The 12,803-nt window shown below is 64.7% G+C and carries 10 protein-coding genes; 4 read left to right on the top strand and 6 right to left on the bottom strand.

Translation table 11 applies throughout. The features are described from left to right. Positions 1-55: 55 nt before the first annotated feature. Positions 56-700: a cAMP-activated global transcriptional regulator CRP gene (crp, locus tag EC839_RS11770; protein WP_007159723.1), complete on the bottom strand. Its 645-nt coding sequence runs from the start codon at positions 698-700 to the stop codon at positions 56-58. 209 nt (positions 701-909) lie between these two features. On the opposite strand from crp, the gene EC839_RS11765 reads away from it, so the two are divergent. Next, positions 910-1,332, top strand: a complete 423-nt coding sequence (locus EC839_RS11765; RefSeq protein WP_007159722.1) for an OsmC family protein — start codon at positions 910-912, stop codon at positions 1,330-1,332. A 264-nt stretch (positions 1,333-1,596) separates the two neighbouring features. Continuing rightward, positions 1,597-2,391, top strand: coding sequence for an adenosylmethionine decarboxylase (speD, locus tag EC839_RS11760; RefSeq protein ID WP_007159721.1), 795 nt, complete (start codon positions 1,597-1,599; stop codon positions 2,389-2,391). Between the two features lie 55 nt (positions 2,392-2,446). Here the strand turns inward: speD and EC839_RS11755 are convergent, their stop codons facing one another. The 3 genes from EC839_RS11755 to EC839_RS11745 form a co-directional block, all read right to left on the bottom strand. Continuing rightward, entirely contained in the window at positions 2,447-3,706 is a 1,260-nt protein-coding gene (locus tag EC839_RS11755) for a sodium:proton antiporter (RefSeq protein WP_007159720.1), read from the bottom strand. Positions 3,707-3,908: 202 nt separating this feature from the next. After that, positions 3,909-4,100 carry a hypothetical protein gene (locus EC839_RS11750; RefSeq protein ID WP_007159719.1) on the bottom strand — a complete coding sequence of 64 codons (192 nt, stop codon included), beginning with the start codon at positions 4,098-4,100 and terminating at the stop codon, positions 3,909-3,911. Positions 4,101-4,188: 88 nt separating this feature from the next. Further along, entirely contained in the window at positions 4,189-7,695 is a 3,507-nt protein-coding gene (locus EC839_RS11745; RefSeq protein ID WP_007159718.1) for an EAL domain-containing protein, read from the bottom strand. Positions 7,696-8,062: 367 nt separating this feature from the next. Here EC839_RS11745 and EC839_RS11740 point away from each other — a divergent pair, with 367 nt between their 5' ends. Further along, positions 8,063-8,422, top strand: a complete 360-nt coding sequence (locus EC839_RS11740; protein WP_007159717.1) for a BON domain-containing protein — start codon at positions 8,063-8,065, stop codon at positions 8,420-8,422. A gap of 78 nt (positions 8,423-8,500) precedes the next feature. After that, positions 8,501-8,953, top strand: a complete 453-nt coding sequence (locus EC839_RS11735; RefSeq protein WP_007159716.1) for a PA2169 family four-helix-bundle protein — start codon at positions 8,501-8,503, stop codon at positions 8,951-8,953. Between the two features lie 54 nt (positions 8,954-9,007). Here the strand turns inward: EC839_RS11735 and acs are convergent, their stop codons facing one another. Continuing rightward, on the bottom strand, positions 9,008-10,951 hold the full coding sequence (acs, locus tag EC839_RS11730) for an acetate--CoA ligase (protein WP_007159715.1): 1,944 nt from the start codon (positions 10,949-10,951) through the stop codon (positions 9,008-9,010). Between the two features lie 125 nt (positions 10,952-11,076). After that, complete coding sequence (gene pgi / locus EC839_RS11725; protein ID WP_007159714.1) at positions 11,077-12,741, bottom strand: glucose-6-phosphate isomerase; 1,665 nt, start codon at positions 12,739-12,741, stop codon at positions 11,077-11,079. Positions 12,742-12,803: the final 62 nt, after the last annotated feature.

Raw genomic sequence — 12,803 nt, 5'->3', positions numbered from 1 at the left:
CCCTGGACGAGCGGGGCCGTGGCCCCCGCCTGCAGGCAGGGGCTAGCGGACGGGCTCAGCGGGTGCCGAATACCACCATGGTCTTGCCCTTGACGTGGACCAGACCCTGTTCTTCGAGGGACTTCAGGACCCGACCGACCATCTCGCGGGAGCAACCGACGATGCGGCCGATCTCCTGGCGGGTGATCTTGATCTGCATGCCATCCGGGTGGGTCATGGCATCGGGCTGCTTGCACAGGTCGAGCAGGGTGCGGGCCACGCGACCGGTGACGTCGAGGAAGGCCAGGTCGCCGACCTTGCGGGTGGTCTGGCGCAGGCGCTCGGCCATCTGGCGACCGAGGGAGAACAGCATGTCGGGATCCTGCTGGCTCAGTTCGCGGAACTGGCCATAGCTGATCTCGGCGACTTCGCACTCGGTACGGGCGCGCACCCAGGCGCTGCGCTCGGGCTCGCTGCCTTCTTTGGCGAAGAGACCCATCTCGCCGAAGAAATCCCCGGCGTTGAGATAGGCGATGATCATTTCGCGGCCTTCATCGTCTTCGATGAGGATGGTCACCGAACCCTTGAGGATGAAGAACAGGCTTTCGCTGTTGTCGCCAGCGTAGATGATGGTGGTTTTTGCCGTGTAACGGCGACGCGAGCAATGCGCTAGCAGCTTGTCGATGTGCTGTAACTTCGCGGGTGGGATGATAGCGGCCATGCTGATTCCTGAGGTTGAAAGCTAACCTGAGTCGGGGGCACCGATGTCCGAACCGGTGCATGCACAGGCTGCGCCGGTTCCAATTCAAAGACCGGATAAGAACATGCGCAGCTTAAATGCGAGCTGAATAACCCTTCACTGCTTACCAGTTTACGCCATCCAGCATGTTAAGCTGATCACCATTTGTATATATAAGTAGGACGAAAGCGATGAAAGCGCGCATCCAGTGGGCAGGCGAGGCCATGTTCCTCGGTGAATCCGGCAGCGGCCATGTGGTGGTCATGGATGGCCCGCCGGAAAGCGGCGGGCGCAACCTCGGCGTACGGCCGATGGAAACCGTGCTGATCGGCCTGGGCGGTTGCGCCAGCTACGACGTGGTCAGCATCCTGCGCAAGGCGCGGCAACCGGTAGAGAGCTGCGAGGCCTTCCTCGAAGCCGACCGGGCCGACACCGAGCCCAAGGTGTTCACCCGCATCCATCTGAAGTTCGTGGTCAAGGGCCGCGGCCTCAAGGAAGCCCAGGTCAAGCGCGCCATCGAGCTGTCGGCGGAAAAGTACTGCTCGGCCTCCATCATGCTCGGCCGCGCCGGCGTCGAGATCAGCCACAGCTACGAACTCGTCGACCTCGCCTGACCCCCGCCAGCGACGCCCGCCCGGGCGTCACTGGCCGCGTCATCTCCCTCCCGCCGACATCAATTCATCACCTGGGCCCGGCAGACTCTGGCCCCAACCGCTGCCGATCTGCATAATGCGCCGCTCTTAAGGGGCAAGGGCCCCGAAAGCACAGCCAATCGCCATCGCGAAGAGGTGTTCGCCGCCCTACGCAGCTTGCGCAATCCGCAACTGACGGGCATTCAGGACCGCGGTCAGAGACCGCACGACGGGAGCTTTACCACCGTGAAAAGCAAACTCAGGCTCCATGGTTTCAATAACCTGACCAAGACCTTGAGCTTCAACATCTACGACATCTGCTACGCCGAGACGTCGGAAGATCAACAGGCCTATGTCCAGTACATCGACGAGGAATACGACGCCGAGCGTCTGACCCAGATCCTGACCGACGTGGTCGACATCATCGGGGCCAACATCCTCAACATCGCCCGCCAGGATTACGATCCCCAGGGTGCCAGCGTGACCATCCTGATCTCCGAGCAACCGGTCGAGCCGACCGAGAGCCAGATCGAGGAGTCGCCCGGTCCGCTGCGCGAGACCATTCTCGGCCACCTGGACAAGAGCCACATCACGGTGCACACCTATCCGGAGATCCATCCGGACGACGGCATCGCCACCTTCCGCGTCGACATCGACGTCTCCACCTGTGGCGTGATCTCTCCGCTCAAGGCCCTGAACTACCTGATCCACCAGTTCGACTCGGACATCGTCACCGTGGACTACCGGGTGCGCGGCTTCACCCGCGACATCGAAGGGCGCAAGCACTTCATCGACCACGAGATCAATTCGATCCAGAACTACCTGTCCGAAGACACCCGCGCGGCCTATCAGATGACCGACGTGAACGTGTACCAGGACAACCTGTTCCACACCAAGATGCTGCTCAAGGAATTCGAACTGGACAACTACCTGTTCGGCGACGCCTCCCGCAGCCTCTCGTCCGAACAGCGTCAGCAGATCACCCAGCGCCTCAAGCACGAGATGCGCGAGATCTTCTCCGGCCGCAACCTGCCGCGCTGATCGCTCGGCTGTTGCGCAGAGAACCCCGCCACGGCGGGGTTCTCTCGTTTTGGGATCAGTGGTGGTCTTCGCGCGCGACCGGGGCGCCGCCGGTGACGCTCTTGACCACCCGGCCGATGGTCAGGCCCTGGCCGAGGATGGAGACCAGCACCACGATGTAGGTCAGGGCCAGGATCAGATCCCGCTCCGGACCGGCCGGCAGACTCAGCGCCAGGGCTACCGAGACACCGCCGCGCAGCGCGCCCCAGGTAAGGATGCGCGCCGTGCCCCGGGTCATGTTGCGCCAGTGCGGACTGAGCAGCACCACCGGCGCCACGCTGATCCAGCGGGCGAAGAGGATCGCCAGGGTTACCAGCAGCGCCGCGCCCAGGTGGGTCCAGCTGAAGGGCAATACCAGCAGCTCCATGCCGATCAGGGCGAACAGCAGGGCGTTGAGGATCTCGTCGATCAGCTCCCAGAAGCCGTCCAGGTAGCGCCGGGTGAAGTCGTTCATGGCCTTGGTACGACCCAGGTTGCCGATGATCAGACCGGCCACCACCATGGCGATGGGACCCGAGACGTGCAGGTGGCTGGCCAGGGTCGAGCCGCCGATCACCAGGGCCAGGGACAGCATCACCTCGATCTGGTGCTGCTCGATGCTCAGCATCAGCCAGTAGCAGATGAAGCCGATCAGCAGGCCGAACAGGATGCCGCCGCCGGCTTCCTCGGCAAACAGCCAGAGCGCAGCGTTGACCGTGGGCGTCTCGCCCAGCTGGATAACCCCCAGCAGCACCGAATAGACCACCACGGCCACGCCGTCGTTGAACAGCGCTTCGCCGACGATGGTGGTCTCCAGCGACTTGGGCGCCCCGGCCGAGCGCAGGATGCCGAGCACGGCGATGGGATCGGTCGGGGAGATCAAAGCGCCGAAGATCAGGCAGTAGAGGAGGTCGACGTGCCAGCCCAGCCAGCCGAAGATCCAGTGGCTGAGATAGCCGATCAGCACCGTCGAGATGATCACCCCGAGGGTGGCCAGACCGCCGATGGCCCATCTGTAGTCGCGCAGGTCCTTGAGATTGACGTGCAGGGCGCCGGCGAACAGCAGGAAGCCGAGCATCCAGTTCATCAGCAGGTCGTTGAAGTCGATCTGCCCGAGCAATTCGCCGATGCGGTGTTCCAGACCGGGAAAGCCCAGCCAGGACAGACTCTGCAGACCGACCGAAAAGATCAGGGCGATGACCATGACACCGATGGTCGGCGGCAGGCCCACGAAGCGGTAGTTGAGGTAGGTGAGCAGGGAGGTGAAGCAGATGAAGGCAGCAGCGAGTTCAAGCATGGGCGTTCCAGATCCATCAGACAGCGAGTCCCTGCGAACGCAGGGCCTAGGGGTAGGATGGGGTGGAGGCCGCAAAAGTTACATGTTCGATAGCTGCCTAGCCAATCGTTCGCGCCGGCACAGCCATGAATCGCCCTGGCCCGCCGCTGAGCGAGCGGCGCCAGGGTGATCCGCAAGACCAACGGTCAGGGCGGCGTGAAGCCTAGAGCGGCGCGGCCAGGCCTGTCGTCGCTTCGCGCAGGGGCAGCGGATGGGGCGCGGCGATGCGTGCCTCCAGCGTCGCGACATAGCTGCGGGCATCGGCTTCGCTGAGAAAGGTGATGGCCTGCTTGTCGATGCAGACCTGCCAGGCACTGGTGGTGGACTTGCGCAGGGGACGAACCACGATCTTCATACTGATACCCTCGGGGACAGACGAAAAGTGGAAGCCCGAGTCTAGAGCGGTTTTGATTACAATACAGTGACATTTGTCGGTCAGACAGCTAGGCGCGCGCCCTCTGCCGTTCAGCGTACCAGACCTCGAACTCCTCCGGCGGCAGCGGTGGGCTGAACAGGAAGCCCTGGCATTGCTGACAGCCCAGCTTGCGCAGGATGTCCCACTGTTCGGTGGTCTCCACCCCTTCGGCCAGGACGTCCAGGTCCAGACCCTGGCCCAGGGCGACAATGGCCGCGGCGATGGCCTGGCTGCTGTGGGTACCGCTGTCACTGCGCAATTCGTGCATGAAGCTCTGGTCGATCTTGAGCTTGTCCAGCGGAAAGCGGCGCAGATAGGCCAGCGAGGAATAGCCGGTGCCGAAGTCGTCCACGGCGATGCGTACCCCCAGCGTCTTGAGGGTCGCCAGGGACAGCAGGGCCTCCTCGACATTGCCCATCAGGGTGCCTTCGGTGATCTCCAGTTCCAGGTGCTCGGCCGGCAGGCGACTGCGCGCCAGGGCGCGGGAGATGGTGCTGGCCAGGTCGCGCTTGGCGAATTGCCGGGGCGAAATATTGATCGCCAGGGTCTCCAGTTCCAGTCCCTGGGCGAGCCAGCTATGCATCTGCTGGCAGGCGCTCTCGATGATCCAGTCGCCCAGGGGCACGATGAGCCCGGTTTCCTCGGCCAGCGGAATGAATTCGGTGGGCGGGATGAGGCCCAGCTCCGGATCCCGCCAGCGCACCAGGGCTTCCACGCCAATGGTCTGGGCGGTGCTGACGCTCATCAGCGGCTGGTAGTAGAGAACGAAGTCACCGCGCTTGAGCGCCGTGCGCAGCCGTGATTCCAGATTCAGCCGCCGGCGCGACTGCTCGGTGAGGGCCTGGGTATAGAAGCGGAAGGTGTCGCGACCCTGGTCCTTGGCCTGGTGCATGGCCGTGTCGGCATTGCGGATGAGGTCATCGGCGGTGGCGCCATCGTCGGGAAAGAGACTGATGCCGATACTGGCGTTGAGATAGATGTCGTGTTCGCCGAGGTGGAAGGGCTGCTCCAGCTTGCCGAGCATGGCCTGGGCGATCTGGGCGGCGAATTCGGGCCGGTCCAGCCGCTCGATGATGACCAGGTACTCGTCGCCACCGATGCGCGCCAGGGTGATGTCCTCGCTGAGTAGGGCGCGCAGCCGGGCGGCGAATTCCACCAGCAGTTCATCGCCCAGAGCATGGCCATGGCTTTCGTTGACCGTGCGGAAGTGGTCGAAATCGAGGATCAGCACGGCGACCAGGTATTCCTGGGGCTCGGCCAGGGCCAGGGCGTGTTCCAGATGGGTGCGCGCCAGCAGCCGATTGGGCAGGTCGGTCAGCGGATCATGATGGGCCAGATGACTCAGGCGCGCCTCGCTCTCACGCAGGCGGGTGGTATCGCTGACGGTGACCGTATATTGCCGGGTTTCCCGGGGGTAGAGGGTGTCGATGGTGGTCCAGGCCGGAAAGGTGCTGCCGTCGAGGCGTGGCCAGAGCAGTTCGCCTTCCCAGCGGCCCTCGCGGCGCACGGTGCGCCAGAGGTCGCGATAGAAGCGCTGGTCCTGGCGGCCGCCACCGGGCAGTCCCAGGCGCTGGCCGAGCAGGGTGCCTTCCTGGGTCCCCAGCAGTCGGGCGAAGGCCGGGTTCACCGCCAGGATCCAGCGGCGCTCGTCGAGCAGCAGCAGGCCGTCGCGACTGTTCTGGAACATGGCCGCGGCCTGGCGCAGGCTTTCCTCCTGCTGCTTGCGCAGGGTGATGTCCTGGGCGGTACTGATGAAGTACTGGGGCACGCCCTGGTCGTCGCGGATCAGGCGGGTGGTGACGTTGGTCCACACCGGCGTGCCGTTGCGGTGCAGATAGCGTTTTTCCAGGGTGTAGCGGTCCTGGCCGGTGTCGACCAGTTGCTTGCGCAGGGCCGCGCCCAGGGCCCGCTCTTCCGGATGGGTCACCGAGGCGGTGTCCTTCTGCAGCAACTCCGGTTGCGAGTAGCCGAGCATCTGGCAGAAGTGGTGGTTGACGCTCAGCCAGCGGCCCTCCAGATCGCTGAGCATGATGCCGGTATAGGCCTGCTCGAAGATGCCCCGGTAGCGCGCCTCGCTGGCACGTTGCGCCTGGACCACGCGCTGCTGCCGGATGGCCAGCACCGCCAGGCGGGTGAATTCGGTGATCAGCGCCTGGGTTTCCGCTTCCGGCAGTCGCGCCTCTCCGTAGTAGATGCCCAGGGCCCCCACGGCGCGCTGCTGCTCGTCCTGCAGGGGCAGGGCCCAGGCCCCGCGAATGCCGGCTGCCTGGGCGGCCGGCAGCAGCGGCTGCCAGGCCGGATCCAGCTCGACATCGACGGTGAACACCGGGGCATTGGTCGCGACGGCGCTGCAGCAGCCCTGGTCATGGCGACTGCGCGGTACGCCCACCAGCGCTGCCTGAAAGGCGGGTGGCAGACTGGGCGCCGCCGCGACCCGCAGATGCTCGCCCTGGTCGTCCAGCAACAGGGCGACGCGCATCTCCGGGTAGATGCGCTCCAGCCGCAAGGCGATGCCGTGCTGGATTTCCGCCAGCGGCAGGCCGGTGAGCAGGTCGTCGAGGACGTCGCTGCGGGCCTGCTGCAGTTGCTGCGCTTGGTAGTCGTGGTGGATGTCGGTCAGGGTGCCCTGGATCTCGCCATCGAGGCCGGCGCGCAGCTCCATCTGCATCCAGCGATGACTCTCCACCGACAGCCGCAACCGCACCACGCCGTTCCAGTGCAGGCGCTGACCCGCGGCGAACTCCGCCACCAGTTGGCGCAGTCGGGCGCCGTCCTGGGGATGGAAGGCCTGATCCAGGGGATGGTTGAGGGGTTGGGTGGCGGGTTGGCCGGTCAGGGCTTCCCAGGCCGGATTGAGAAATTGCCAGCGGCCGCGTCGATCGCTGGCGAACACCACCAGTGGCAGGTGCTGGACCAGCTCGCGATAGCGTCGCTGGCTGTCCTGCAGCGCCTGTTCGGCCAGCTTGTGGCTGGTGATGTCCACCAGGGCGCCGCGGGTGATGCCGGCTTCGTCGAAGTCGCTCTGCCAGTTGAGCCAGCGCCAGCTGCCCTGGCCGTCGTCGAAGTGCGCGGAGAAATTCAGCGGGCCCTGCATGTGCAGCAGACGTTCGAGCATGCTGTGCACATGGTCGCGGTCATCAGCGCGGGCGCAGGCGGCGATGGTGGCGAAATCCAGCGGATCGCTGCCCTTGGGCTGGTGCAGCATCACCAGGGTGCGTTCGGAACAGAGCAGGCGGCCATCGTCGAGCAGCTGCCAGTCACCGGTATTGGTCAGCCGCTGGACGAAATCCTGGGTGGCGCGCTGGCTCTGCAGCTCTTCGATGAAGCCTTCGCGATAGCTGGCTTCGCGCCGCAGCAGGCCATAGAGCACCAGCGACAGCAGGCTCATGAAGGCCAGGCCCTTCAGGGTGTGCCACAGATGGACACTGTCCTGATCGCTGAGCAGCAGATACAACAGCCCATCAGTGCCGATCACCCAGAGGGCGCTCAGCAACAGATAAATCAGGGCAATGCGCGCAGGGGAGAGAGGCCGCATCCCGGATCCTCAAGGCCCGATCGTAGGTGTCGGGTTCAATTCAGCATTGACCGGATAAAGGTACGGCAGTTCTGGTCGGGTCACCTGGAAACCTTCTTCTCTTTCCGGCTCTATCGGCTTTGGCGCCTTGGAGGACAGCTCGTCTAGCCTCGTGCTCAAGAGTCGTCTGACCTCGTGCAAATTACCAGGCCTATTCGCCTGGTAATTGCATTTTGCCCGCCTGTTATCCCTGTCGAATTTATATAACTCATTGATTTACAACGTCTTTAACAGGTCTCGGAATTCGGCGCAGCCGTTGCGCTCTACATCTAGGTCGCTGCTGCCAGGACCTGGGCGCAGTACAACCAAGGAAAACAGGAGTCATCTCATGAAAAAGACTTTCGGTACCTTTGCCCTCGCTGCCGTCACCGCTTCCGTACTGAGCCTGCCGCTGGCCGGCGGTGCCTTTGCTGCCACCAGCCAGAACATGACCCTGGCCGCCAACAACACCGTGGACAAGACCGAAGAAGCCGCGTCCGACACCTGGATCACCAGCAAGGTGAAGGCATCGTTCCTGGCCGACGAACACATCAAGGGCACCGCCATCAAGGTCGAGACCAACAAGGGTGTCGTGTCCCTGTCCGGCACCGTGGCGACCGAAGCCCAGCGCGACCTGGCGATCAAAGAAGCCAAGGCCATCAAGGGCGTGAAGGCCGTATCGGCTGACGCTCTGAAAGCGGCTCAGTAACGACGCCTGCCAATACCCGGCACAATGGCGGCGCCTGGCGCCGTCATCACCCCTTGCCCTTCGCCCCGGAGAACTGCCATGACCAGCACGACCGAAACCCTCAACGATCTGATCGAGATCGCCCGTGACGGCAAGAATTTCTACGAGCACGCCCTCACCGAAGTGAAGAACCCCGAATTGAAGGCCCTGTTCACCGAGATCGCCCAGAGCAAGGCCGAGATCATCAGCGCTCTGAGCAGCCAGGTATCGGCCGCCGGTGAAAAGCCCGCCGAGCAAGGCACCTTTGCCGGCAGCTTCCGCAAGTACTACACCGACGTCAAAACCTCCTTTGCCAGCAAGGAAAAGGAAGAGGTCACCTACGTCAGCGAACTGGAAGAGCAGGAAGACCGCCTGCTGCACGCGCTGGAGCGTGCCGTCAACGAACACGCCACCCCGGATGCCCAGGCCAACCTGCGCAGCCAGCTGGAAAAGGCCCGTGCGACCCACGATCGCATGCGCGACCTCAAGCACCGCATGCAGGCCGCCCACTAAGGCCGGTAGCAGCAAAAAGCCCCGCCTAGGCGGGGCTTTTCTTTGGGTCCCCGGCTAGCCTTGCGAGGCGCGATTGAGGCGGGCGTCGATCAGGCTGTCGACCACCGACGGATCGGCCAGGGTCGAGGTATCTCCCAGGCTGTCCAGCTCGTCGCAGGCGATCTTGCGCAGGATGCGTCTCATGATCTTGCCGGAGCGGGTCTTGGGCAGCGCTGGCGCCCATTGCAGGAATTCCGGCTTGGCGAAGCTGCCGATCTCGTCGGCCACCTGCTGACGCAGCCGCGCTTTCAGTTCGTCGCTCGGCGTTACCCCGCCCTTGGTGGTGACGAAGGCATAGACCGCCTGGCCCTTGACCTCGTGGGGGCAGCCCACCACCGCCGCCTCGGCCACGTCCGCATGCTCGGTGAGCACGCTTTCCACCTCGGCGGTACCGATGCGGTGGCCGGAGACGTTGAGCACGTCGTCGACCCGCCCGGTGATCCAGTAGTAGCCGTCTTCGTCCCGGCGCGCCCCGTCACCGGTGAAGTAGTAACCCGGGTAGGCGCTGAAATAGGTGTCGATCAGGCGCTGGTGGTCGCCATAGACGGTGCGGATCTGGCTGGGCCAGCTGGATTTGATCGCCAGCACGCCACTGCCGGGCCCGTCGATTTCCTGGCCCTGCTCGTCCAGCAGCACCGGCTGGACGCCAAAGAAGGGCAGGGTGGCCGAACCCGGCTTCAGCGCCAGGGCGCCGGGTGGCGGGGCGATGAGGATGCTGCCGGTCTCGGTCTGCCACCAGGTGTCGACGATGGGGCAGCGCCCTTCGCCCACCACCCGGTGATACCACTCCCAGGCCTCGGGATTGATCGGCTCGCCGACGCTGCCCAGCAGTTGCAGACTCTTGCGCGAGGTGCGCTGTACCGGGCCGTCGCCTTCGCGCATCAGGGCGCGCAGGGCGGTGGGGGCGGTGTAGAAGATGTTGACCTGGTGCTTGTCCACCACCTGCCAGAAGCGACTGGCATCGGGATAGCTCGGTACCCCTTCGAACATCAGGGTGGTGGCGCCATTGGCCAGGGGGCCGTAGACGATATAGCTGTGGCCGGTGACCCAGCCGACATCGGCGGTGCACCAGAAGACCTGACCTTCGTGATAGTCGAACAGGTACTTGAAGCTCAGGGTGGCGCCCAGCAGGTAGCCGCCGGTGGTGTGCAGCACGCCCTTGGGTTTGCCAGTGGAGCCGGAGGTGTAGAGGATGAACAGCGGATCCTCGGCATCCATGGGCTCTGGTGGGCAGTCGGGCGAAGCCGCGGCCACCGCCTGGGCATAGGGCAGGTCGCGCCCCTCCTGGCGGGCCACGGCGGCGCCGGTGCGCTCGACCATGACCACGGTATGGACCTCCGGGCACTTGGCCAGGGCCTTGTCGACATTGGCCTTGAGCGGGACGCGCTTGCCACCGCGCACGCCTTCATCGGCGGTGATCACCACCCGGCAGTCGGAATCGAGGATGCGGTCGCGCAGCGCCTCGGGCGAGAAGCCGCCGAACACCACCGAATGCACCGCGCCGATGCGAGCGCAGGCGAGCATGGCGTAGGCCGCCTCGGGGATCATCGGCATATAGAGGCAGACGCGGTCGCCCTTCTTGACCCCACGCTCCTTGAGCACGTTGGCCAGGCGACTGACGTGCTCGTGCAACTGGCGATAACTGATGGCCTGGCTGTCGGCGGGATCGTCGCCCTCCCAGAGGATGGCGGTCTGCTCGGCTCGGGCACCCAGATGGCGATCGATGCAGTTGTAGGTGACGTTGAGCTGGCCACCGCTGAACCAGCGGGTCTGGCCCTGGCGCAGGTCGCCGCTATGGACTTCGTCCCAGGTACGCGACCAGTCGAGCAGGGCGCTGGCCTGTTCGCTCCAGAAGCGTTCCGGCTGCTCCACCGAGCGCTGGTAGAGCTCGCGATAGCGGGCTTCGTCGAGGTGGGTACGGGCACTCAGGCTCTCGGGCACGGGGTAGCGTTGGCTCATGGCCGGCTCCTTCTTGGTGTTGTTGTGCTCCTAGTTTAGGCCGCGGATGCCCTGCCGGGGTTCAGCGAGGCGACAAAACGAAAAAGCGCCGCAGAGCGGCGCCTTTCGGAACGGACCGGAGACGATCAGCCGCGATGACGACCGCGGAAGTAGTCGATCAGGCCCTGGGTGGAACCGTCGTCGGCCTTGCCTTCGCTGCGGCCGATGATGTGCTGGTAGACGTCCTTGCCCAGCTCCTTGCCCAGCTCGACGCCCCACTGGTCGAAGCAGTTGATGCCCCAGATGACGCTCTGCACGAACACCTTGTGCTCGTACAGGGCCACCAGCGCACCCAGGCGCCGCGGCGAGATGCGCTCCAGCACCAGGGTGTTGCTCGGGCGGTTGCCCGGGATCACCTTGTGCGGCGCCAGCTTGGCGATCTCGGCTTCGCCCAGGCCCTTCTCGCGCAGCTCGGCCTCGGCTTCTTCGCGGGTCTTGCCCAGCATCAGTGCCTGGCTCTGCGACAGGCAGTTGGCATACAGCCACTGCTGGTGATCGGCCACCGGGTTGTGGCTCACCACCGGCACGATGAAGTCGCCGGGGATCAGCTGGGTGCCCTGGTGCAGCAGCTGGTGGTAGGCGTGCTGACCGTTGCAGCCGACGCCGCCCCAGATTACCGGGCCGGTCTCGACGCTCACTGGCGAGCCATCCTGACGCACGCTCTTGCCGTTGGACTCCATGTCCAGCTGCTGCAGGTGCTTCACGAAGTTACGCAGGTGGTGGTCGTAGGGCAGGATGGCGTGACTGGTCGCGCCCCAGAAGTTGCCGTACCAGACCCCGAGCAGGCCCAGCAGCACCGGCATGTTCTCTTCGAAGGGGGCGCTGGTGAAGTGCTGGTCCATGGCGTAGGCGCCGGCCAGCAGGTCCTTGAAGTTGGACATGCCGATGGCCAGGGCGATGGGCAGGCCGATGGCCGACCACAGCGAATAGCGGCCGCCGACCCAGTCCCACATCGGGAAGATGTTTTCTTCGGCGATGCCGAATTCCACCGCCACCTTGACGTTGCTGGAGACGGCGATGAAGTGCTTGTGCAGCTCCGGCTCCGGGCAGCCCTGGGCCAGGCACCAGGCGCGGGCGGCCTGGGCGTTCTTCAGGGTCTCCAGGGTGCCGAAGGACTTGGAGGAGACGATGAACAGGGTGGTGTCGGCAGCGAGCTTGGAGGTCACCTCGCGGAATTCGCTGCCGTCGATGTTGGCCAGGTAGTGGCAGCGCACGCCGCGCTGGGTGAAGGGCACCAGCGCCTCGGAGACCAGCTGCGGACCCAGGAAGGAGCCGCCGATGCCGATGTTGACCACGTCGGTGATCGGCTTCTCGGTGTAGCCGCGCCAGAGGCCGTTGTGGATGCGGGTGACCAGCTGGGTCATCTGGTTCAGGACCCGATGCACCTCGGGCATGATGTCCTGGCCGTCGATCCGGACACTGTCGCCGACCGGGCGGCGCAGGGCGGTGTGCAGGGCGGGGCGGTGTTCGGAGGAGTTGACGTAGGCGCCGTCGAACAGGGTATGGATGGCCCCTTCCAGGCCCGCTTCCCGGGCCAGATTCACCAGCAGGTCACGGGTCTGCTCGGTGATGAGGTTCTTGGAGTAGTCGAGGAACAGACCACTGCTGCTCAGGGAGAACTGCGAGAAGCGCTGCGGATCGGCGGCGAAGGCATCGCGCATGCGGAAGTTCTGCATGGCCTTGCGGTGTTCCTGCAGGGCTTTCCAGGAGGCGAGCTGGGTCACGTCGAGGGGGTGTTGATAGTACTCCATGGCTAGGCTTTTCCTTGGTGGCTCTTGTTTGCTGTTGTGCCCCACAAGCCGCTGGCTTGCAA

The sequence above is a fragment of the Pseudomonas sp. JUb52 genome, assembly GCF_004341115.1.
Lineage (GTDB): Bacteria > Pseudomonadota > Gammaproteobacteria > Pseudomonadales > Pseudomonadaceae > Chryseomonas > Chryseomonas oryzihabitans.
This window is presented reverse-complemented; position numbering and strand designations above follow the sequence as displayed.